Genomic DNA, 23,150 nt, shown 5'->3' on the forward strand with positions numbered 1-23,150 from the left:
CTACATAAAGGCGTTTTTTTGGTTCTTATTGTTGATCATAGCCGCTTGCGGATTCATTGCATCTGCGGTTTCCCCATCACGGATCGAAAGTGGCCATGCTGACCCGGCAATGGGTCCACTTGTAACGGGCTTTGGCTGGATATTGCTGCTCACGGCAGTAGGGATTGGTGCTTTCGTAGTGGTTTTTGTCGTAATCGCATTGATATCGGACAAGTCAAAGCCAAACCCGGATAGCTCAACGGCGACGCCAAGCCAAACGGCCACCATCATAACGCCAAACAAGTATGGAAAGTGGACTGTTGCAGCTGGGTTCTTCTTTATTACATTGACCGCCATCTTTTGGCTTTTTCAGTCTGGCAACGGTGCTGAGGCATCCCTGATTTAGAACCTTCCACGCAATACCATACTAGGTGTCTTGTTGATGATCGCAGGCTGTGTGATTGGACGTGTGTTTCACACGGCTCGCCCAGCGGTTGTCTCAGAACGCAAAGGATCAAAGTTACACAGACCTCCAAACTGATGCGCCGTGTCTTGTCGGACCTTTCAAACGTCAAACTGACGGCGCGACACAAAGACGAGCAATGAAGAGCAGACATTGGACCAACTGGCAGCATCCTACACTTTGGGCCCAAACCAGCCATTAGGCTCAGGACCCATTAATCGGCTTGATGCTGAATCGTTGCTGTGATGCAGCATCCCCAAATATTTGGGGGTATGATGAGCAATCTGTAATGGCTGAGTGCAGCAAATTCATCAAATACGAAAAGCGTCGCTACAAGCACCGCAATCGCATCGAGAGAATGTTCGGTCGCCTCAAAGACTGGCGACGCATTTCAATCCGTTATGACAGCTGCTCCAAGGTTTTCTTGACAGCCATCGCTCTCGCCGCAACCATCATATTCTGGTTATGAATGTGGAGCCTAACAATCAAATTGGACCACTCACGTGGGGCTGATCAACACGTTGTATCCAACTTGTCCGGCGGAAGACTGCCCAAAACACCTTAAACGGGTCTTCGGAATTGACCAGGCGCCTTTCGCTTGTATCGTAGTCCACGGCAGCTAAAGCAAATTAAGCCATTTGTGCTTTACACGTCCTAGCTGTCAGAAAGCCAAATGGCTAGTTCAGAAAAAGGAACGGAAATGAACACTTCAAGCAAGTCGCAGGATCTCGAAATGGCATCTCCTTCTACTGAGAAGCCGTATCCAAGCACATTGGAAATGGCATCTCCTTCTACTGAGAAGCCGTATCCAAGCACATTGGAAATGGCATCTCCTTCTACTGAGAAGCCATATCCAGTTCGCTAACTAATCATTCGAAATAGAAGCAAATAGCGCAGGGGCACATTCCAATGTAGTGCCTGCGTGCTAACATCAGATTCTGGGTGGTAGTCCATCTATGTCGTCGACCAAACATCCAGCAACCACACAAACATGTTATAGTTCTGAAAAGTTAGTCTGCCTTGCCGCTGACGTTCCCGAGGGAATAGGAATATTCAAACAGCACATCAACAATGACGTAACAGATATTGTAGCGGCAGACGAAGTTGCAAAGATTCTAACAAAATGTGGACAATATGCTCAAGCAATAGAATACTATCTATATTCATTGGAGCAGAAACCGGACTGTTCCGTACGGCTTGAACTGCTAGCCGCAGCACATGAGAGAACAGGTGATTACATCGCAGCAGTCATTGCGAGACAGGCGATCATAAGAGTCAACCCACGCTGTCGCGCAGCATACCACAATTTGGCGCGGTTACTAATCCGCCAAGGTCGCAGCGACGACGCTCTGAAGGTATTTCAAGAGCTTCAAGAAGTTTGTAAAGATCTTGTTGGTGCGTTACTTGGACGTGTAGTAGTTCACCGGGCTCTGGGCCAAACCCCAACAGCAACGAGCCTTTTGCGAGATGTTCTCTCAATCGATCCAGAAAATATCGACGCACTAGATGCACTGGCGGAGCTTTCCGGATCACCTTCAGAAAAAAGACGGCTCACTAATAAGATGGAGGAACTTTGGAACGACAAATATACGTCACCTGATGCCAAGATCGTTTTGGGCTACGGTCTGGGACGAATTGCTGAGGAAGAATCCGAGCATAGTTTGGCAATGACCTACTTCAAAAAAACGAACCTATTGCAAATCGCGCAGTGCGGTTTGGACAACCACTCCCACATGGATGACTACGTCAAGGAAACTATTGAAGTATTTGGATCGAAAAAAATGGCTATTTCAGAAATAGCCGACCAAGGTCAAATGACACCAATCTTTATTCTGGGAATGCCACGATCTGGAACTACCCTAGTCGAGCAAATTTTTTCGAAACATTCAGAAGTTTGCGCTGGTGGTGAGCAGACGCATATGTTTGATTTAGTTGAACAAATAATGCGGAGAGCGAAGAGTGAAGAAACTTCCTATCCTAGATGTCTTATGAGTTACGGTAGTGACGAATTTTCGAGTATAGGAAAGACGTTCATAAATAGAGCCGGTAGAACCGCTTCAGCCAGGGCGTTTACCGACAAGCTACCCCATAATTTCCTTAACATTGGCCTTATTGCTCTGACATTGCCGCAAGCACGGATAATTCATGTTCGGCGAAACCCTTTGGATACCTGTCTATCGATATTCAAGAACAATTTTTCTACATTTCATAGCTACGCCCGCGACTTGAGAGCTCTTGGGAAGTACTATAGGGCCTATCAGCAGTTGATGGATTTTTGGACGACACGGTTTCCTGCTCGGTTGCATCTCATTGAATACGAAGAGCTAGTCAAGCGACCAATGGAAGTCGTATCAAACGCTCTCCGGTTTTGCGGCTTGGAATGGGAAGACCAATGCCTACACTACGCAAACAGTCCGCGAATGGCCAGAACTCTGAGTGTAAATCAGGTTCGTCAGCCGTTGAATGGAAATTCAGTTGGCATCTGGCGGAATTACAAACAACAACTCGTTGCGCTGATTGATGAGTTGCCAGACAAATGAAAAATATCGGTTAGACCGGATTCTCGATTGAACTTTAATATGAGGCGAGCAATATGATTGATGATTGGATTTCGTCAGAACATACTGGACTTGAAGAGAGGAATTATTACCGTCAAGTGTTCGCCAATGGGGACCATTTACCCTTGAGAATTCCGAATGTCCTAAGGTCAGATAAGGTGGATATTTTGAACGATTTCTTCGAACATGATGCAATTTGGGCAGAATCCGACTTGGCTCTGAGAGGAAAAGGTTTCGTCTCGAGGCAAGAGTGGGAAGAAGCGTCCGAGAGTGAACGTTTGTCTGCAATCAAGAGCTTGGATTCAGAGCAGATAGAGAACTTCGGCCCCAGCAGAGATATCTTCTTTGAGTTTATCAATGCTATAAAGTTCGACAGATCGATATATGATTGGTTTGTAGATGTGAGCGGGCTCCCTCTCGTTCCGGTGCCTAGTATCTCTGCTAAAGCAATGGGGGCGAACGATTTTCTTGGTCCACATAATGATCGAACCGAAAACCGGAGACTTGCATATATCTTCTACTTTTCGCGTGACTGGCAAGCCAAATTTGGGGGCAGTCTTGAGTTTCGATCAGGAGAAAAAACGTCAAGCTTAGCATGCGAACATAACAGTCTGGTGATATTCGACGTTCTTGCAGATCAGATCCATTGGATAAGCCCAGTCCATGAAATCGCCAAGTCCAGGTTGAGATATACAGTCGGTGGTTGGTTTGACGCTTAGCCCGAGAAAAGTACCGTTGAAACCGGATATAACTGCCTTCTACCAACTACACAGTTCGAAAAAATGCTAGACTTTCTCATGTCTAGCGAAATCATGGCACTCTGATGCAGGCTATAATTGACACCAACTTCGAAATACGGTGGTAAGCGATGACAATGACTATGAGCATTTTTGACGACCCTATGCAATATGTGAGGTCCTTTGATTGGCAAAATCAGAAGGTTGATGTGGTTCCAATGAACCGAGAAAAATACTCAGAATCTACCTTTCTTGACCGTCGAACACTTGGCCTTGACGTTCCGAAAAGCGCATCTCTCGCTAGACTACTACAGGAATACCACCAATTGGACTTGCCGTCGCCAAAGCTTGGCTTTATTTTTCATACCGCATTTTGCGGATCCACATTGTTGAGCCGCTGTTTGGACCTCCCAGGGTATAGTATGGTATACAAGGAGCCGTTGACACTTCATCAGGTTGCCTTCGCTAAGCGGTACGAAGGCCCTTCGGACTTATTTGGAGATACGTCGGAGTGCCTAAGTGTAGCTTTGACGTTGTTAGGCAAAAACTTCACCCAACATGAAACAATCCTTATAAAACCGTCGGACTCTTGTGCAAATATTGCACGGGAAATGCTGTCTGGACATGAGAAATCAGCAGCTATATTTTTGTTTGCCACACTTGACGACTTTTGCGTCTCGATGTTGAAATACAGTTTCCGCCGTGAGTTTCTTCATAAGATGCTTGATCGTTCGAGGTTCGACTTGAATAACTCTGGCCACAAAATAGGCAATGGCAACATAGAGAATGATGCGCAGGCGGCAGCAGTGGTATGGTTGGCGTTGATCATTCAATTTGATGATATTTTGAAGGACAGAAGCTTAAATGCGCGTTCATTGAACAAGAAGGACTTCTTCAGAAACCCCGAAAATGCGCTGGATGCAGCAGCTCAGCTATTTGGAGTAAGTATGTCGCCTGAACAAATTGAAAGAGCTACAACATCAGGGCCCTTTAAGCGGCATTCGAAGAACCCTGGAGCAGCGTTCGATCACGATAGTTACTTCAAAACAGTTGCAAAACAACGGGCATCGCTAGATGATGAAATACAAGAGGCCCGAAACTGGATTCGTGACATCGCACCGCGATACTCAGAAATTGGTAGTTTGGCTAGACCACTGATCTAGAATTGGCATGCGGCGAAGTTACATTATCTAATTCGATAAGTGAGTGCGACCTTAGCATGCATGAACCTTCTGGAAACCTATCTTCTATTTCTTCGAATCGATTGGTCCAAGAAGCTCGGCTAGCGAGTAGGTCAAATTTGGTGATCCAAATTTACATTGTTCTATTCATTTCGGTAGGGCCAGTTGCACAGATTTTCTATTCCGAAGGTTTAGGATTTACAGCTTCTAATTTCATGACGCTATCTGTACTATTGATACTTGGTAGTTTTTCTATTCTGGCTGGTCCAAATCTCATATCAAAATATGGCGCAAGTTCTGTTATAAACAAGGGTTACTTTCTTCGCTTCTTTTTGGTATTTTTGCTTCTTATTTCTCTTACTGTGTTCCAAGGTGAATTTTTAATTTTGAGTACGATTTTTCTCATACTTCTATTGTCCATTTTGCATCATGTTGCCTTTACCATTGGTTGGTTTCCTCTCGTTCGAGTGATAGTTCATAAGTCACAATTGGGCGCCTTTTTTGGGGAAACTCGACGGCTAGCCGGTATGGTTAAGAACACTATCAGCGTCATTATGGTTGTTTTGGCAATCGGTGGTGTTTCAACATTTGATTTTATGACAGTTTTTGCGATTGTTGGACTGCTTCTTTTGTATAGCGCGTTTAAAATGAAGAAGATATTTGCAACTGTGAGTGACGCAGTGATAGCAGAGAAGCTAGGAAGTCCTCCCACCATTAATGACTATCGAAATGTAGTGTCCGCAAAACAGAACCGCTACTTCTTTGGCGTTGTATTTTCTGCGAAGCTCTTTGGAATTGCAATGTTACCTGTATTTCTAGTTGGTCATCTTGACGTAAGCCCAGCCTTTGTGATGTCATGCTTCATTTTGTTCCAGTCGATAGGATCCCTGCTGGCGCCGACGATTGGCAAACTGGTAGACGTGCGGGGTCCAAGAGAAGTTTTTCGCGTTGTTGGCTTGGTCAATTTCGTCCCAGTAACGTTAGTTATTTTAGCGTTGTCAGTTGTGGAGACCGTTGATACCGGGCACTTTGAAGTGTTGCTGATTTCAAGTATCGCAATTGCTCTGCAAGTTTTTCTATTTCAAATGGTAACGATGGCCGTCGCCGTCGTGTCCTTTACATTTGGTGAAGGGACAGAGGCAGTTGCTCGATATTGTATGACTGCATTTGTAACGATGGGCGCCGACTTTCTCAAATTATTCATCGGTGGAGTTGCGTTGATTACATCAGATTACTTCTTCGGTGCAGGGCATGCGATCAGCGGTTTTGGAACCATATCTATTTTGATGGTTTTTGTTACCTATGCCTTGAATCGATATTGTGTTCTGCGATTAGAATGAGTGCGGAAGCCGTTCTGCTTCATTCCATGTCAGTGGGGAAGGTAGCGAAAGCACTTATAGACCTTGGCGCAAGCCATGATCTTCTTAAGAGATCTCAATTTGCTCCTGCGAACTATTTTGTTGTATTGACCTGAATAGCCCCTAGTATTGCAGACGATTTCTTCCCTCGGCTCTAGGCTCATAGCCAGAATATGATGGTTGCGGCGAGAGCGATGGCTGACAAGAAAACCTTGCAGCAGCTGTCATAACGGATTGAAATGCGTCGCCCGTCTTTGAGGCGACAGAACATTCTTTCGATGCGATTGTGGCGTTTGTAGCGACCCTTGTCGTATTTGATGGTCTTGCTGCGTGACGTACGGCCAGGGATGCAGGGCGTGAAACGCGGCAAGCGGCTTGGCCAGCCTCCAGCGCAGACAGCCGCACAAATATAGCACGCGAAGGATGCCATATTGGCAAATCGAGAAACGGTTTCCGGAATGGCGGAGATACTTGGGGCAGGGGGAAGAAGACGATGGTGAACACTGGAGGGCGCTCGAAGAACGGTTCCTACGGAATGTGTGGCCAGTACAAAAGGTCGCACGCACGCCACAAAACTCAGCCCGCTTGATCGAACTTACATTCTCAAACGAAGAAACCTTCATGGCCATTTCGGAAGCGATCCTTCCGCTTCTTAGCCCAATTGAACGTGACCACATAATGTTGCCTGCTATCCGGCGTGGCGAAGGGAGCATTGCCGATAAGCACCCGGAGCGCGTGCTTAATATCCTGTACTTGGCCCTTCCCGAAAATCCGAATTGGTGGCCTTATGAAATAGATGCAGCTTTAGAGCGTATTGCCGATGCAAACCCGTCCCATTGAGTGGATCTTAGATTGGTCGAGTTAACCAGGAAGTGGAATTCAAGGTGATTGCCCGCTGGATGTCCGCATTGGGGACCCACACCGCAGCCTAGTAAATTTCGACGAACCGCGGGATTGGGCCGAGAGGTCAAACCTGGCGCATGGCCCGAGCAGTGGGGTAGGTGCCAACAACTACTTTGGCCTCGCGACAATTGGATACCACTATGGTTATTGGTTTTGAAAAGCCGACTTAGTGTTCTGAACACGCCAGCGCAAATGCTCAGGAAATTACGGCGTGTCCATTCTGCGCTTTCTCTGAGGCGCTAGACTTGCCAGCAGATGCTGTGCAATTAGGTTTTCACCGTATGACGCGTTTAAATCGTTTAAATTGCCGGAAGTCTTATGTGGTTTATACTAAAGGGGAAGGAGTCCCATTAATTCAGTCCTATTATTTAAGGTTTCCGACAACAATAACGAAAGGTAATGTTGCAACCAAGTAGAAATGTCACTCGATCTGCAAGGCAGAAATGTCACCAAGAACGCTGACGGTAGCAAAGCCTGACAGGGCTGACACCTCACATATCGCTGCACTGGCTGGCTTTGCGGGGGCAGGGAGAGCGGACGTTTGCAACCAAAGCAGCGGACGTCTCGAGTGAGCCCTTTTTACCGGATGCTGCGCGCCGTACGAATTTCAACTCTTTAGAAAGACTGCCAAAGACGTGTCAAAATCAAAGGCAGTTTTGCCAAGAGTTTGTGGCTTAAGGTTTTTCACTGTTGCGGGTGACCCTGCCGTGAGTGACAAAAACGAGCACTTGTGGCGCGGCACCTTAAGGTGTGGCATGCGGCACTTTGCCGAATTCCGCAGTAGTTAGATAGGCGTCCGTTTAGCGTAAAATTTGTGCTTCGTTCACCCATAGCAGGGTATCTTTTGCGCGGCTTACAATTTCCAGTTCGATACACCTGTCAAATGATAAGAAGTTATCCAAAAAGGTTAAATTTTGCAGCTCTTTAGATAAAATATGGTACCTCAATTCGCCATCCGAAATCGCATGACCACTGTGTTTTGCATATTCTTCGAAAAACGCAATTGAGCAGTCTTGCTGTTTGTCTTGTCCGTCGTCAGGGATTTTGGGACAGATGGCTGCCTAACCTAAGAGAGGGTCTGGCGCATCTGGCTGTCGTGATTATGCGGCGGATTTGCGGTGAAGCAAGCGTCGCGTTTCGATGGTCTTTCGCTTGATCCTTTCTCGTTGTTTCAAAATAGTCTCCCCGCGCCCGAAGTAGACATCGGCAGGCGTGAGGTTCTGCAGGCCTTCGTGATAACGCCGGTGGTTGTAGTGATCGACAAAGGCATCGATCTGTTGTCTGAGATCACCGGGCAGGTAGTAGTTTTCAAGCAGAATGCGGTTCTTTAGCGTTTGATGCCACCTTTCGATCTTGCCCTGGGTTTGCGGGTGATATGGCGCACCTCGAACATGATCCATCTTCTGATCTTCCAGCCAATCAGCCAGTTCGCCCGAGATGTAGCTCGACCCGTTGTCACTGAGCAGGCGCGGCTTGTGCAGCACCGTCGCCTGATCGCAGCCCGAAGCCTGCAGCGCGAGGTCGAGCGTATCGGTCACATCTTCGGCCTTCATCGTTGTGCAGAGCTTCCAGGCGATGATGTAGCGGCTGTAATCATCGAGGATAGTGCTGAGATAGAACCAGCCCCATCCGATGACCTTCAGATATGTGAAGTCGGTTTGCCATAGCTCGTTGGGACGCGTTGTCTTTTCTTTGAACTCGTCGGCGGCTGACAGAACCACATAGGCCGGGCTGGTGATCAGATCATAAGACTTGAGGATGCGATATACGGAAGCCTCTGACACAAAATACTTTTCTGTATCAGTAAACTGAACGGCCAACTCGCGCGGAGACAGGTCGCTTTCCTGCAAAGCCAGGTCCCTGATCTTCTCTCGAATGGGCTCGGGAATGCGGTTCCAGACCCGTGACGGTATCGGACTACGATCGTCAAGCGCCTCGGGGCCACCTGACATATACCGGTCGTACCAGCGGTAGAAGGTGGTCCTGGGAATCCCCAGCTTGTCCAGGGTTCGCTTGATCGGGAGATGCGAGCCTTCGACCAGGCGAATGATCTCCAGTTTCTCAGATGCGGGGTACCTCATTCGTCGTCCTCCCCATCCCCGAGCATGCTTTTTTTGAGCAGCCGTAGCTCCAGGGCTTGTTCAGCGACGACCTCTTTCAAATCACGGGATTCCCGACGAAGGTCTTTGACTTCGGTCGACGTCGCTGCACGGGCCGTGTCGCCAGCCAGACGCTTCTTGCCCGCTTCAAGGAACTCTTTGGACCAGCTATAATACAGGCTCTGAGCAATGCCCTCTCGACGGCAAAGCTCGGCAATGCTGTCCTCACCCTTAAGGCCGTCCAGCACGATCCTAATCTTCTCTTCGGCGGAATACTGTTTGCGCGTCGCACGGCGGATGTCTTTGACGACCTTATCACCGTGGCTCTTACGTGTTCCGGGTTTCTGTCTCATCTCCACTCCTTGGTGGTTACGATGTGCCAGAAACCCTCCCTTATCAAATCGGCCTAAACTGTCCCATAGGCGCTGACGTCAGACAGAAACAACGAGAAAGGATCAAGCGAAAGACCATCGAAACGCGACGCTTGCTTCACCGCAAATCCGCCGCATAATCACGACAGCCAGATGCGCCAGACCCTCTCTTAGGTTAGGCAGCCATCTGTCCCAAAATCCCTGACGACGGACAGGTGCAGGTTTGTCCTGTTCCTCCTTAATGTAGGCGAGAACTGCACCGAGGCGCTTGTTCTCGGTGATAGCTGCATGCGTGATCCGGAGCTCGGGGTTGAGGATAGAATGGGGCAGGGCGACGCCATTTGCGCGTACCTGAATGCGTTCGTCAGCCAGCTCATATACATCGACATATTTACCCACGAGACCGCGGCTCAGATCGTTCACTTCCAGTTTGATCCGTTTCCGGTCGTACTTGATCGTCAGGTCTTTAGTGACATAGCGTTTGTCACGCAGGCAGAAGATCTCGGCAAGGCGGTCCGGTTCGACGTTTAGTGCGCAATGCAGGTTGTCAGGTCGTGCGGGAGCCTTTGCAAACTTGGCATTGTAGCGCTCAACGAAACCCGCCAGAAACGCGTTTCCGTCATCCATGTTCGAGACGCCAGCGATGCGCAGTTCCTTCACAAGCCGATCCTGAAGTGTCCGGTTTGCGCGTTCGACGCGGCGTTTGGCCTGGGAACTGTTTGCACACAGTATCTCAATGTTCAGCTCAGCCAAAGCGCGCCCAAACTGGGTCATACCCGTCATGTGCTTGCTTGGCTTGGCAACCCGAAAGACGGAGTGTTTGTCGCTATAGAATGCAACGGGCCGACCATGTTTGACCAGGTAGCTTTCCAATGCGTCAACATAGGTAAAGGTGCTCTGCGATACCACGAACCGCAGCTCCATCAAGGCCGAACCGCCCCGAACGTGCGCAGATAGGGGTTATCAGGAACAATAGTAGAACAAGAGAGCGCTTGACGGTCTTCTGTTTCCTCCGAACGCTTGGCCTTTTTGGGGAAGGGACAACTGGATGGATCGTGATGCGCTGAATGTGTGGAGCTTGTCGTTTGGCGAGCTGGATTTTATTCAGGGATACCGGCACGCAATGCGCGCGGGGTTGGCGCTTCAGTTGGTTCATTTCCGCAGCTACGGGTACTTTCCTGAGGCCGTTGAAGACATCACTGACGACCGCATCCAGTATATCGAGGAACAGTTGGGTACCCGTGTCCATCTATACGATCTGCAATCTGATGCTGCCCGCCGTCACCGCCTTGATATCTTGCGGTATCTGAGGTTTCGCAGGGCGAATGATCGGGATCGCGCGGAACTCCACTCTGTCCTTGTTGAGGAAAGTGACAGATCAGGCCCAGCTATCGACCCTCTCGTTGAATTCGGTTTTAATTGGGCGTTGCAGAACGGAATATCCGTGCCCTCACGGAAAATCATGGAACGCGCAACCCGCTCTGCGTTGCATGCATTCCAGGAGCACTTTCTGGCAGAGGTCTCGGGAAAGGTTTCGAAGAAGGCAAGCCCGGCATTGGAAGAATGTCTTGCCGAACCAAGAGGCGTGCATGGTTTTCTGCGGCTGAAAGATGATGTTGGGGCTGCGACGCTTGATAACATATTGGAGGCTGCAGATCGGCTGGCGTTCATAGAAGGTCTTGATCTCCCTTTTGGTGCAACAGATCGCGTCGATCCGTCTTGGTTCAAGCACTTTGCGCGCCGCGCTGAAGGCGAAACGGCCTATGAGATGCGCCGTCATGCTGACAAGAAGCGGATCGGGTTTCTGGCGCTATATGTAATGTCTCGTAAATCGCAGCTGATTGATGGGTTGGTGGACCTATTGATCTATGTGGTTCACCGGATCGGAACCAGATCCAGGCGAAAGGTGATCGGTAGGATCGCCGCCGACATCGAGAAGGTACACGGCAAGGAGCGATTGCTGGTCGATATCGCCACGGCTGCGATGCTGACTCCGAATGGAAAGGTCTCGGATGTGATTTTTCCTGTTGCGGGCGCTGCGAAACTGAAAGCGATTGTCGACGAACATCGCGAAAAGGGCACGCTGGATGCGCGGATCCAGATGGTGATGCGTGGGTCTTGGGCCGGACATTACCGCCGAATGTTGCCGTCGCTACTATCTGTTCTGAAGTTCCATTCAAACAATGAAAGCTGGCGCCCGATCCTTGATGCCCTGTCTTTGATCACGCGCCTGAACGAGGAAGGGCGGCGCGTCGTTCCAACATCAATCGTCCCCGAGGGGTCTATCCCGCGCAGATGGCGTGACACCGTTTTTGATCACCAGGGCCGGTTGAATGTCATTTCCTATGAACTCTGTATCCTGACGCAACTACGAGAGCGTATCCGGGCCAAGGAAATCTGGGTCGAAGGCGCGGATCGCTATCGCAATCCGGATGACGATTTACCGAAAGATTTTTCAGAAATGCGCGCGGCTTACTATGCCGGGCTGAAGCTCACTCAGGATGCGCGGGAATTTTCCAACTTAGTTCGTGAGAAACTGGAATTCGAGCTGCGTGAACTGAATGCAACTTTACGTTCCAATGACCGGGTTCGGCTTCGATGGTCTGGTGAAAACCGGATTCACGTCACGCCTTTTGCGTCAGCGCCTGAACCGCGTGGCCTCCTTTCATTGAAGGCAGAAATCGGAAGACGATGGCCGATGACGGGTTTGCTGGATGCGCTGAAGGAGACCGCGCTGGATACTGGGTTTCTCGACGTCTTTGAAACTTCAGCGAGCCGAGAGGCGCTTGATCGCAAAGTCAGAGACCAGCGTTTGCTTCTGTGTCTCTACGGTCTGGGCACCAATGCCGGTTTGAAGCGGGTGGCCGCCGGGGTGCCCGGAACCAGCTATGATGAATTACTGCATATTCGCCGCCTGTATATCGATCCGGCGTCGCTTCGGGCTGCGGCAGCCAAAGTCGCGGATGCCACTTTGGCAGTTCGGAACCCGGCCGTATGGGGTGAGGCCGGAACCGCATGCGCCGCGGATTCCACCAAATTTGGTGCCTGGGACAGGAACCTGATGACGGAATGGCACGCCCGTTATGGCGGGAGGGGCGTCATGATCTATTGGCATGTCGAGCGGCAGGCGACATGCATTTATTCCCAGCTGAAACGCTGCTCATCTTCTGAAGTGGCGGCCATGATCGAAGGGGTCTTGCGCCATTGTACCGACATGGAAATCCAGCGCCAGTATGTTGACAGTCACGGCCAGAGCGCCATTGGTTTCGCCTTATGTCACCTTCTAGGCTTTGAACTGGCCCCGCGACTTAAGGCCATTGCACGACAAAAGCTGGCTTTAGCGAGTTCTGGGATGCGAGGGCAATTACCCAACTTGCTACCGATCCTGTCTGGTACTGTTGACTGGTCAGAGATCGAAAGACAGTACGATGAAATGGTCAAGTATGCCGCCGCCATGCAGCACGGCACGGCTGACCCGGAAGCCATTCTGCGTCGTTTTGCACGCGCCGGTGTGATGCACCCGACCTATAAAGCGCTCGCTGAGTTGGGGCGGGCGATCAAGACCATCTTTCTGTGCCGCTATCTTCGATCCGAAGATTTCCGACGCGAGATTCATGAAGGGTTGAATGTGGTCGAGAACTGGAACAGCGCCAATGGCTTTGTATTCTTCGGTAAAGGCGGTGAGATTTCCAGCAATCGGATTGCTGATCAGGAAGTCTCAGCTCATGCACTGCACCTGCTTCAAGCCTCACTCGTCTATGTGAACACGCGCATGATGCAATCGGTGCTGGCAGAACCGATATGGGCAACCCGGCTGACTGATCGGGACTATAGCGGGCTTTCCCCGCTGATCTATGCTCATATCAATCCGTATGGCCGGTTCGATGTTGATCTGGAGCGGCGGATTGATTTCGGCACAATGGCAGCGTAATCACTGCGTCACAAAAGGGTACACCTTCAGGAGACATATAGATGTGACAGCATGAAATGTCACAAAAGGGTGGCGCAGCTGGAATTGTGACAGTATCACGGACACAGCCACCCTAATGTGACAGGTTGCACATGCCCCGGATCTGATATGCCCGCGTCAGCATTTCAAGCCAAGATCTCGATATTCAGAAAGCTAAGTTGAAGGCGGCGGGTTGCGAGGTCATCCGCTCCGAAACGGTGTCTGGCGCTTCCAGGGATGACCGTTCTGAACTGGCGACCGTGATGGAATTTTTGCGCGGTGGTGATGAGTTGGTTGTGCATCGACTAGACCGCCTTGGTCGTTCCACTCGTGATGTGTTGAACCTGGTGCATGAGCTGGATGCCAAAGGCGCATCACTCCGCGTGCTTGAACCGGAAGTCACCACCGCCGGTGACATGGGACGCGTGGTCATCACTGTGCTTGGCATGGTGGCAGACATGGAACTAAAGTTCATTCGTGACCGGCAGCGCGCGGGAATTGAGGCAGCGAAGGGCAGGGGCGTTTACAAAGGGCGTCGGAAATCTATTGATAACGCGGAAATCCGGCAATTGGCTGATGTAGGTGTCGCCAAAGCCAAAATCGCCCGTGACCTGGGGGTTTCCAGAATGACCGTCTACCGGGCGCTGGCTGAGCCCGAAACCGAAACGGACGTTGATTGAGCATGTGGCGAATGAATCAAAAGAGCCCAACCTGTGAATTCAAGTATCTCGCTGCGCGCGCTCGCAGCGTAGAGAATGCGGCAGGTGCGCAATCGATGGTGCTGCAATGCGGCATAACAACCGGCCATTCAGCAAAAATATAGCGAGACCATTCTGTTGGACTCACATCCTCCAGACAAACTGCGTGGTATCTTGCCGTATCTGCTCAAGTAGGGAACATGCGCGGTTACGGCACAAGCGTCGCAGTGTTGAGGTGATTTTCTCCAAAGTGGCCGTTCCTTCACTTTAATCGAGACTCGGCGTCGCCGAAGCCGTAGGGTCTTCATCTGAAGCGATGTGATCGTGCGACTATAAAAGTACGTTCATGCATCGCTCAATCCCACAGGGAGCCAATTCATCACAAATCTCATTCAGATCGTTTATGCGTCACAGCCGTTTGGATACGATGAGCCGATACTTGCAGGCATTTTGCTCGATGCCAGACGCTGCAACAAGCGTGATGACGTGACCGGCGCGTTGGTTTGTCGGCATGACATCTACCTCCAACTACTCGAAGGACTGGAAGATGCAGTGCGCGCAGCCTATGTACGAATTCGTGGCGATGATCGTCATGCTGAGATCAAAGAACTCCTGAACCACGAGATACAAAGTCGCTTGTTTGCAGATTGGGCGATGCTTCATGATCCTGCGAAGACTTGGATTTGGACGGAAGAAGAGATCGCAGATGCGGCACTTAATCGCGCAGAACCAGCAGAAATCATAAAAGTATTCAAAGACCTGTCGGATCGATCCGGAAAAGCGGCTGTGCATTGATGCAAACTTTTGGCGCGTGGGCGCATCCGCGATTTACGGTTTGTAGATGGTGGGTGGAATGATGGCTGTGCACTCAGTGCCCAATGCGTTTACTACGGGGGAATGCGATCACATCGTTGCGGCAATTTCTAACATCCCCACCTATGACGCGCTGCTTGCGGGCCGCAATCGGGATCACAATCTGCGTCATGCGGAACTCGTTTGGATGGACGATGTCGGAGACCTAAGCTGGGTGATGACCCGGTTGATTGAGCTTGTCAGTCATTCCAACAAGCACCAGTTTGATTTCGACGTGCGCGAATTTGCGGAAAGCCCGCAAGTAGCCAAATATGATGCTGCCAAAGGGGGGCATTTTGCCTGGCACTCTGACATTGGCCATGGTCTCGCGGCTAGTAAGAGAAAGCTCACGCTTGTGCTGCAATTGAGCAATCCGGACACCTACGACGGGGGTGACTTGGAAATCAGGCCAAGTGCTCAAATCCAAATGGCCAATCGGATGCAGGGATCTGTAAGTGTATTTCCGAGCTTTGCACTGCATCAAGTAACGCCGATCAAGCGGGGCATTCGGCGTTCACTGACGGTCTGGGCACATGGGCCCCCGTTTCGCTGAAGGCGGCGAGAATAGGCCAAAAATGGTAGACCCATCGATGGTGTTGAGAAAATGGTCAGGTTAGCTAGCATTGTAAATTAGGTGCAAAGCGACTACGTACATTATACAAAGTTGTAGTTTTCTTCGGCAAAGGCGCATCGCCTGCCAGAGCCAGTTGCAATTATCTATCATTAAAATTCGACTGTCACATGCCGTAACAGGCATCTGACGCTAGGTAGGGAAGGTTGCCGATGTTGTCGTGCACGAGCATGCGTCGTGTTCTTCCACCTTGGCGGCCAGACTGACCCGCGATTTGCGACCGGGCATAGATTGCGCGTTGTCGATCAAACGATCTCGAAACGGCTCTGACAAAATGTTTTGTCAGAGCAAAAAAAGCGTGGCGGCGCATTCTCCGTCAAAGGATCAAAAATGACTCTTCCTGAATGGACGAAACCCGGCATCTACGGAGCTTTGGGTGGCGCGATTGCGGTTTCTATCTTGGGCTTCTCTTGGGGCGGCTGGACAACAAGCGGCAGTGCCCAAACCATGGCACAGGACTTGGCTGCTGAAGAGGTGACTTTGGCGATGGTGCCGGTCTGCCTCAATATGTCAGCGGCTGATCCAGAACGCATAGAGAAGCTCGCAGCTCTACAAGAAGTTTCTGGCTTTGGTCGTCGCAATGCCCTTATGGAAACAGGCTGGGCGACCCGGCCCGGTACAGATGCGCCAGACCGTGACCTTGCAGATGCTTGCCTCGCGGGGCTTGAGTTGGATGGATCGTAATTCAAGAACACCAATGCCGTCGCCACAAGTAGTTTGCGGGACACCTATATTGCCGGCCCCCCGATTCCTTTGGTTTTTTTTCATGGGGCCGGTATTTGCTCTGCTACTCCTTGCAATGCCCGCCATGGCACAAACCATGCCAGAAAACGCCAGTGCAAAGAACTATGGCGACGGTTGGCAGTGCAATGTTGGGTATCGGCTCACGGACGAGACCTGTGCAGCTATTGTCGTCCCAGACAATGCGTATGAGACGAACCGCACCTATGGATCCGGATGGGAATGTCATCACGGTTTCCGCAAGGTAGATGAGACGGCATGTGTCGCAGTCGTTGTCCCCGATGGTGGGTTTCTAGACCCATCTGGCGAACGCTGGCACTGCTTACGCGGATTTTTTAAAGTCGACGATACGTGCCAAGAGCTCGTCGTGCCAGAAAACGCCTATCTGGTGGAAGGGTCCCGTGGGTCGTCTTGGGAATGTGATCGAGGGTTTGAACAGACAGGTGACCTTTGCGGCGCCATTGCTGTTCCCGCCAACGGCTACTTGAACGGATCTCGTTATGGTCAACCCTGGTCATGTGAACGTGGGTTTTTCGAACAGGATAGTCAGTGCCGGGCCGTCGTCATCCCAGAATTCGCATACTTTGACGATGCATCATACGGCGAGGGATGGAGATGCCAGAGGGGATATGAAGTTTCCGGTGCAGGCTGCGCAGCAATCGATATCCCCGCAAACGCCCATCTTGACAGGTCTGGAAACCGTTGGGAATGCAATCGGATTTTCCAAAAGTCCAAGGGCCAATGCGTTCTCAATAACTAAGCGCGTCGCACCAAAGCGTCCGTTTGAATAGACGGGCTCGCCATCAAAAGGAAAATACGATGAAAACCGAATTCCAGACGGCAGATACCGTTCGCCTTCCCATCAGGAGTACGCAAGCGACTCCCGTGATCGTAGCCGCACCGACAGGATCATCTTCGCGGTCTCAGATCCCGACCGCAGTTGTCTATTGCGAGGGCAACTTTGCCAAAATTGACGGCAAGACGGCCAACGGCCTTGTACGTCATTCACAGGCCTACAGGATCGTCTCGGTCATCGACAGCGCGCACAGCGGCGAGAACAGCGGTCAGGTTCTTGATGAAGCGATCAACGCCATACCAATTCTCGGAAGTCTAGATGCCGCTATCGCCCATGCAACTACTTTGCCTGATACCTTCATCTATGGAATGGCCCCCTCAACAGGGCGGCTTTCGACCGCTGATCGTGGCGTCGTGTTGGACGCAATCGCGCGCGGCATGAACATCGTCAGTGGCCTGCATGAATACCTCAGCAACGATACCGAAATCGCGCAGGCGGCATCGGAACGGCAGGTCACCATTCGCGATATCCGCAAACCCAAGCTCAGCAACGACATGCGCTTATTCGATGGCAGCGTCGCAAGTGTTCATGCACTGCGCATTGCCGTTCTTGGGACCGATTGCGCCATCGGAAAGCGGACCACAGCGACGGTTTTGGCCCGCACGCTGAACGCAAAGGGCATCAAAACCGTGCTCGTTGGAACGGGCCAAACGGGTCTGATGCAGGGGGCAAAATATGGTGTGGCAATGGACGCCGTCCCGCCCCAATTCTGCTGTGGTGAACTTGAGGGCGCAATCGTTGCGGCCTCGGAGGCGGAGCACCCCGATGTCATTTTGATCGAGGGCCAAGGCGCGTTGAGCCATCCCGCGTTCTGTACATCGGCGTTCATCCTGCGCGGCAGCCAACCCGACGCGGTCATCCTTCAGCACGCACCAAAACGCGCACATCGCTGCGATTTTCCCAATATGCCAATGCCCACCCCGGCAAGTGAGATTGCTTTGATCGAGGCGTTTGCCGATACCAAGGTCATCGGCGTCACACTCAATCACGAGGGGATGTCCGACGCTGAGGTCACAAATGCGATCTCTGTGCAAACAGACAAACTCGCTTTGCCTGTAACCGACGCCCTCAGTCGACCAGCGGCCCACTTGCTGACGATGGTTGTCGCAGCCTATCCCGGCCTGCAGCAAGGAACACCCAAGGTCGCGGTTTGAGGTGCCCGCGCATAGAAGTTGATCTGCGCAAGATACGCCACAACACCCATACGATAGCTGAACGGTTGAAGAGACCTGGCATCCGCGTGACCGCAGTGACGAAAGCCATGTGTGGACATCCAGCCATCGCCCGGGCTATGCTCGACGGCGGCGCTGCGGGCCTGGCTGAAGCGCGTTTGAGCAATGTGAAGCGGTTGCGTCAGGCTGGTGTGACTTGTCCGATCACATTGATCCGCACACCAATGCTGAGTCAGGTCGATGACGTCGTGCAATCCTGTGAGGCGAGCTACAACACCGAGATGGCTGTGATCGCAGCATTGGCGGCTGCTGCAAGCCGACAAAATACGGTTCACGGCATTATCCTGATGGTCGAAATGGGCGACCAGCGAGAAGGGATCATGCCACACGACGTTGGCCATATGGGCCAACGAGTCGTCGACATGCCCGGCGTGACGTTGAAGGGCATTGGGGCCAACTTTGCTTGTCTGAATGGCCTTGCCCCGACGGCAGCAAAGATGCGGGCATTGTCTGCGCTAGCGAATGATGTGGAGGGGCGGTGTGGCCCAATTATTGGGACGGTATCGGGCGGCAATTCTGTAAACCTGCCTTGGGCGTTTGGCGCGTGCGCCACAGGCCGGATCAACGATCTGCGCATCGGCGAAGCCATACTGCTTGGCGTCGATCCAATCACAGGGGATCAGATTGGTGGCATGTATCGGGACGCTTTTACGCTTGTCGCCGAAGTGATCGAGACGGATGCCAAGTCTGTGCACCCATCCATAAGCAATGCTGACCATACCTTGGCAAGAATTCGGCTTGTATCCGCCAACTTGGAAACGACGCGGATTATTCTTGCCATCGGGCATCAGGATACGGACGCAGCAGGGCTTTTAATGCCTACCGGAAACACACTTATTGGCGCAACAAGCGATCATCTGGTCATTGGCACGAAAGATGCGGCGCTCTGCGTTGGATCGGAAATGCGGTTTCAGATGAGTTATGGCGCTTTGATGCGCGCCATGGCCGCCCCGGATATTCAGATAAACCTGCGAAATGACAGAACTGCGACAAATGTACACAAGGTCAATGGCCCAAGCAAACACCTGGCATTAACTTGAACAGTCCTGTTCAGACACGGCTGGATGAAATCAAAAAGGAGATTGCCACTTGGCAAAGCTGACAAAAACAAGCGTATTTAAAGCGCAAGGCTCCAAGGCGGAAACACCATTGGACAAGACAACCCGTGTAGTTCGAAAAATGGTCGAAGAAGAGGCCGAGCAGCGACAAACCAAGATGAACCGTCTTCGTAACGCGCGCCTCGAACGAGAGGCCAACACTCCGATAAAGCCGTCGCGCTAGAAGCGCAGGAATGGTTGAACCAAGGCCATTACATCCCAGCAACCCACGTTTCGCCTGCGTCTTTCAATCTGCCTGAGCGACCGGACACACCGTAAGGAATTTGCCAATGACCCACGCAGACGAGAGCACAGAAAAAGTTCACTATATCTGTCAGACATACGTGGAACAAAAGCCAGGGCGCGACGGGCAAGCGAGCCTGAAGATTGGCAAACAGTTTCGATATTCAACGGCAGCAGAGGCTCAGAACAGAGCGGAGCGGGAAGTCCAGTCTGTGGATTGTGCCGGTGCGGATGCCTATATGATTAGCGAAGACCCAGACAGTGGTGAAATCGGATCACCAAGCTTTCTTGTCAGGCTTGGGAGCGTCCCGGAAACTGATGACTTCTAGTGCTACGCCTCTGGCGAAGTGCCTTCTAAAAGGCGTCCCTCCACCATGGGCCGACGTCGTTAGAAAAGTATTTATCGGCGCAGCCATAGAGAACAGTAAAGGTGCCGATCAGCTCAATATCGAAGTTTTGAATGACTGCATCTAGGTACTAATCATGCCGCACCAGCGAAGAAAAGCTGCGTCAGCAATGGCTGCGAATGCACAAGTCTGCTTTGTCCCGCATCTTAACAGTTCGAACAATGCGCAGCGAACGGCCTCTACATCATGTGTTCTCTTTGCGTTCCTCATGAACCCCATCTGTGCACGTTCGGGGCGGTTGGGCCATCAAGGTGCTGGTGGCATCGTCAATGAAGACCAGAAGGGTGCAAGGATCAGCGCGATCTTCAAACCACCGATGATCTGATCCGTCGATTTGGATCAGTTCGCCAAAGCATTCCAGGCGCAAGCGTGGCTGATCGAAAGTGCGGCGCTGCCTGCGGGACAGCCATATCCCATCTTCCTGCATCCAATTGCGCAGTGTCTCACGCGAAACTTTAAGGCTGTGGTGTTCGACCAGCATCTCCGCCGCCAAGGTTGGCCCGAAGTCGGCATAGTTCTCCTTAACCAATGCCAGAGCATAATCTCGCTTGGCATTATGGATGCGATTGTTTGGAGGTTTGCCACGCGCCTTATGCCTGATCGCAGATGCACCGTCCTGGCGATATCGCTTCAAAAGCCTGAAAATCTGTCGTCGTGTCAGGTCTAACATGTTCGCAGCATTATCGACACTCAGCCGACCATCATGCCTGAATTGCAGATGGGTGACATTTTAGCTTTGCTGCTACACATCAAAACACGCATAATCAATATTATGTTATATTATGATATCACCATTTAGACACTTAGGTCCTATGAAATTACTTTTCTCACAGACACTTAATGCTGTTTTTCCAACCAGCTTGGCTTTCGGATGCAAGGCCGGCCTTGGGATCCCCGATTACGGGACACGATCGGCTTTCGACTGTGTCCTGAATCTTTGTAGCCCAATCACACACCTTATTCTGTTCAACGTAGTCGGCACCTAGTCCAGCGTGGTCGATCAGGCCGTCAATGCCGCTACAGACAAGTTTCCGTCCAGATGCGAGCGTTTCGATCGCAACCAGACCGTAGGCTTCCCAGCGTGATGGCATCACAACAGCATCGACTTCGGCATAAGGCGCAACCGGATGAGATGCGAAACCTTCAAAGACGATCCTCGGATCATCCCCAGCCAGTTGCCGCAAGGCTGTCTCTTCCGGCCCTTCACCATAGATCGAGAGTCTGAGTTCTGGGTTTTCAACTGTACGAAACGCCTGAATGATCACATCAAATCCTTTTTGCCGGTCAAGCCGTCCGATCGCTCCGAAATGCCGGATCGGTCCCTTCGGACGCGCGATCTTTTCAAATGGCGAAAGATCAACATAGGAGCGGATGACTGTCAGCTTCGCGGGTTTGACCAGCTGCATCTTTTGAAGCCAGTCGGCTTGTCCTTTGCTCACGGCAATCACTTTGTCAAACAGCCAAAAACCCAGCCGCAAAAGCAGATAAAATCGCCCCGTGGACTGCACATTATGTTCTACAAAGCCGCCGGTATAACTGTGTTCTACATGCACAATCTTTGCAAATGGATGGGCCAGCCTCAGCGCCAAAAGCGCGGGCAATGTGCGCCAACTGATCGACAGATGCGAGACGATCATATTTGCCTTGATCCGGCGCAACATGATCCGGCCGCGTTTGACTTTCAATATCCGATGATCTGCGTCTTCTGCCAGATCTGATGATGTGGTCAGATGATCAAGCACCCGCATAACGCCGCCAGCTGTCGTATCATCGATCAGATGCGCGACTTTGGGCTTTGGTTGCCCAATCATGACTGCACCTGGCGCAAGGCGGACAGACCGCGCAGCGTATTTGGCCCGATGATCCGCATCGCGCCTAAGGCTAGCAGCGTTTCCAACGACTTCCGAGGCTCTTCGATAAATGTCCGTTTCGATGTCTTCAGCCATGCGGCAGCCCAGAATTTTGCCTTGCCCACATCCATATCGCTGATTGCACGCCGGCATAGGTAACGGTGCTGGTAGGCGCGCGCGATCGGTGCGTGTTCTGCGAACAGAGCTGGCGCCAGCGGTGTCAATTTCTTGATCATCCGTTCCCAGGCTGCAAGCTGCTTATCGGTTCCGGCGGATAAGCCGCCCTGGTTAATCCGGTAGCGGGTCAAAAGCCCCCCTACCCCTTCGAACCGCCACCCGGTTGTCAGGGCAATGCGCAACCAGCATTCGATATCTTCCGATTGCCGAAAGGTTTCATCGAAAAACCAATCGCGCATCATTTCGTGTTTTGGCCGGTACGCGATATCGTCAAAGACAGTCCTGCGGATCACCGGCGCAGAGCCATTCCCGATCGGGTTGCGCTTGAGGATATGGGCCGCGCTGATACCCGTCAGGCGCGGCTTTTGCGCCCGCTTCATCGGCGCACCATTATCATGCATCAGTTGTGAGCCCGCATAGCTGACCCCAACTTTTGGGTTTGCGTTTAGATGCGCGACATGAGCGGCCAGCTTTGTCGGCTCCCACAGATCATCGGCGTCGCAAAAACCGATATAGGTGCCCTTTGCCGCTGCGATCCCCGTGTTGCGGGCACCGGCAAGGCCCCGATTAGGCTGCCTGACGATGCGCAGGCGCGGATCATCTGCAAAGCCTTCGGCGATGGAAATCGTATCGTCAGATGATCCGTCATCCACGACGATGATCTCAAAATCAGCGTAAATCTGGGCAAATAGCGCGGTGAGCGTTTCGGCCAGTGTCGCGCTGACGTTGAAGCTGGGTACAATGATTGAGGCGATGGGCATCGGGGAT

At 51.5% G+C, this 23,150-nt stretch carries 18 protein-coding genes and 5 pseudogenes; 16 read left to right on the plus strand and 7 right to left on the minus strand.

The window, feature by feature from the left end; genetic code table 11:
- Complete coding sequence (locus AABB29_RS16215) at positions 1-336, minus strand: hypothetical protein (RefSeq protein WP_341365922.1); 336 nt, start codon at positions 334-336, stop codon at positions 1-3.
- Positions 337-746: 410 nt separating this feature from the next.
- Here AABB29_RS16215 and AABB29_RS16220 point away from each other — a divergent pair.
- The 5 genes and pseudogenes from AABB29_RS16220 to AABB29_RS16240 form a co-directional block, all read left to right on the plus strand.
- Positions 747-911, plus strand: a pseudogene (locus AABB29_RS16220) (transposase); the annotation flags it as partial.
- A gap of 487 nt (positions 912-1,398) precedes the next feature.
- Positions 1,399-2,982 carry a sulfotransferase gene (locus tag AABB29_RS16225; RefSeq protein WP_341365921.1) on the plus strand — a complete coding sequence of 528 codons (1,584 nt, stop codon included), beginning with the start codon at positions 1,399-1,401 and terminating at the stop codon, positions 2,980-2,982.
- A gap of 53 nt (positions 2,983-3,035) precedes the next feature.
- The gene (locus AABB29_RS16230; protein WP_341365920.1) at positions 3,036-3,719 is read left to right on the plus strand and encodes a 2OG-Fe(II) oxygenase family protein; all 684 of its coding nucleotides are present in this window, start codon (positions 3,036-3,038) and stop codon (positions 3,717-3,719) included.
- Between the two features lie 161 nt (positions 3,720-3,880).
- Positions 3,881-4,900: a hypothetical protein gene (locus tag AABB29_RS16235; protein WP_341365919.1), complete on the plus strand. Its 1,020-nt coding sequence runs from the start codon at positions 3,881-3,883 to the stop codon at positions 4,898-4,900.
- A gap of 140 nt (positions 4,901-5,040) precedes the next feature.
- On the plus strand, positions 5,041-6,258 hold the full coding sequence (locus AABB29_RS16240; RefSeq protein WP_341365918.1) for a hypothetical protein: 1,218 nt from the start codon (positions 5,041-5,043) through the stop codon (positions 6,256-6,258).
- Positions 6,259-6,436: 178 nt separating this feature from the next.
- Here the strand turns inward: AABB29_RS16240 and AABB29_RS16245 are convergent.
- Positions 6,437-6,631 (minus strand): annotated as a pseudogene (locus tag AABB29_RS16245) (IS5/IS1182 family transposase); the annotation flags it as partial.
- A 68-nt stretch (positions 6,632-6,699) separates the two neighbouring features.
- Here AABB29_RS16245 and AABB29_RS16250 point away from each other — a divergent pair.
- Positions 6,700-7,116 (plus strand): hypothetical protein, encoded by a 417-nt coding sequence (locus AABB29_RS16250; RefSeq protein WP_341365917.1) that lies wholly within the window; start codon positions 6,700-6,702, stop codon positions 7,114-7,116.
- A gap of 1,163 nt (positions 7,117-8,279) precedes the next feature.
- Here the strand turns inward: AABB29_RS16250 and AABB29_RS16255 are convergent.
- Positions 8,280-9,631 (minus strand): IS3 family transposase gene (locus AABB29_RS16255; protein WP_341365916.1). Its coding sequence is split into 2 segments (ribosomal slippage): positions 8,280-9,295 and positions 9,295-9,631, totalling 1,353 coding nucleotides; the frame shifts between segments, so codons are not numbered across the junction.
- 240 nt (positions 9,632-9,871) lie between these two features.
- A pseudogene (locus AABB29_RS16260) lies at positions 9,872-10,576 on the minus strand (ISNCY family transposase); the annotation flags it as partial.
- Between the two features lie 121 nt (positions 10,577-10,697).
- Here AABB29_RS16260 and AABB29_RS16265 point away from each other — a divergent pair.
- The 10 genes and pseudogenes from AABB29_RS16265 to AABB29_RS16310 all read left to right on the plus strand — a co-directional run bounded on the left by AABB29_RS16265 (position 10,698) and on the right by AABB29_RS16310 (position 20,277).
- On the plus strand, positions 10,698-13,580 hold the full coding sequence (locus AABB29_RS16265; protein WP_373636629.1) for a Tn3 family transposase: 2,883 nt from the start codon (positions 10,698-10,700) through the stop codon (positions 13,578-13,580).
- A 158-nt stretch (positions 13,581-13,738) separates the two neighbouring features.
- Positions 13,739-14,110: pseudogene (locus AABB29_RS16270) on the plus strand (recombinase family protein); the annotation flags it as partial.
- The gene (locus AABB29_RS16275; RefSeq protein WP_341369068.1) at positions 14,096-14,278 is read left to right on the plus strand and encodes a helix-turn-helix domain-containing protein; all 183 of its coding nucleotides are present in this window, start codon (positions 14,096-14,098) and stop codon (positions 14,276-14,278) included. The pseudogene AABB29_RS16270 and the gene AABB29_RS16275, both read left to right, overlap by 15 nt.
- Before the next feature lie 414 nt (positions 14,279-14,692).
- Positions 14,693-15,091, plus strand: coding sequence for a BLUF domain-containing protein (locus tag AABB29_RS16280; protein WP_373636921.1), 399 nt, complete (start codon positions 14,693-14,695; stop codon positions 15,089-15,091).
- Between the two features lie 58 nt (positions 15,092-15,149).
- A complete protein-coding gene (locus AABB29_RS16285; RefSeq protein ID WP_341365913.1) occupies positions 15,150-15,701 on the plus strand; it encodes a 2OG-Fe(II) oxygenase in 552 nt (183 codons plus the stop codon).
- Positions 15,702-16,109: 408 nt separating this feature from the next.
- A complete protein-coding gene (locus AABB29_RS16290; protein WP_341365912.1) occupies positions 16,110-16,463 on the plus strand; it encodes a hypothetical protein in 354 nt (117 codons plus the stop codon).
- Positions 16,464-17,339: 876 nt separating this feature from the next.
- Complete coding sequence (locus tag AABB29_RS16295; RefSeq protein ID WP_341365911.1) at positions 17,340-18,530, plus strand: DUF1611 domain-containing protein; 1,191 nt, start codon at positions 17,340-17,342, stop codon at positions 18,528-18,530.
- Positions 18,527-19,648, plus strand: coding sequence for an alanine racemase (locus AABB29_RS16300; protein WP_341365910.1), 1,122 nt, complete (start codon positions 18,527-18,529; stop codon positions 19,646-19,648). The genes AABB29_RS16295 and AABB29_RS16300 overlap by 4 nt, the downstream gene beginning before the upstream one ends.
- Positions 19,649-19,697: 49 nt before the next feature.
- Positions 19,698-19,889, plus strand: a complete 192-nt coding sequence (locus tag AABB29_RS16305; protein WP_341365909.1) for a hypothetical protein — start codon at positions 19,698-19,700, stop codon at positions 19,887-19,889.
- 106 nt (positions 19,890-19,995) lie between these two features.
- A complete protein-coding gene (locus AABB29_RS16310; RefSeq protein ID WP_341365908.1) occupies positions 19,996-20,277 on the plus strand; it encodes a hypothetical protein in 282 nt (93 codons plus the stop codon).
- A gap of 322 nt (positions 20,278-20,599) precedes the next feature.
- Here the strand turns inward: AABB29_RS16310 and AABB29_RS16315 are convergent.
- The 3 genes and pseudogenes from AABB29_RS16315 to AABB29_RS16325 form a co-directional block, all read right to left on the minus strand.
- A pseudogene (locus tag AABB29_RS16315) lies at positions 20,600-21,073 on the minus strand (helix-turn-helix domain-containing protein); the annotation flags it as partial.
- Between the two features lie 109 nt (positions 21,074-21,182).
- Positions 21,183-22,166 (minus strand): glycosyltransferase, encoded by a 984-nt coding sequence (locus AABB29_RS16320; RefSeq protein ID WP_341365907.1) that lies wholly within the window; start codon positions 22,164-22,166, stop codon positions 21,183-21,185.
- Positions 22,163-23,143, minus strand: a complete 981-nt coding sequence (locus AABB29_RS16325) for a glycosyltransferase family 2 protein (RefSeq protein WP_341365906.1) — start codon at positions 23,141-23,143, stop codon at positions 22,163-22,165. The genes AABB29_RS16320 and AABB29_RS16325 overlap by 4 nt, the downstream gene beginning before the upstream one ends.
- Positions 23,144-23,150 lie beyond the last annotated feature (7 nt).

It is taken from the genome of Yoonia sp. BS5-3 (genome assembly GCF_038069655.2).
Taxonomy (GTDB): Bacteria; Pseudomonadota; Alphaproteobacteria; order Rhodobacterales; family Rhodobacteraceae; genus Yoonia; species Yoonia phaeophyticola.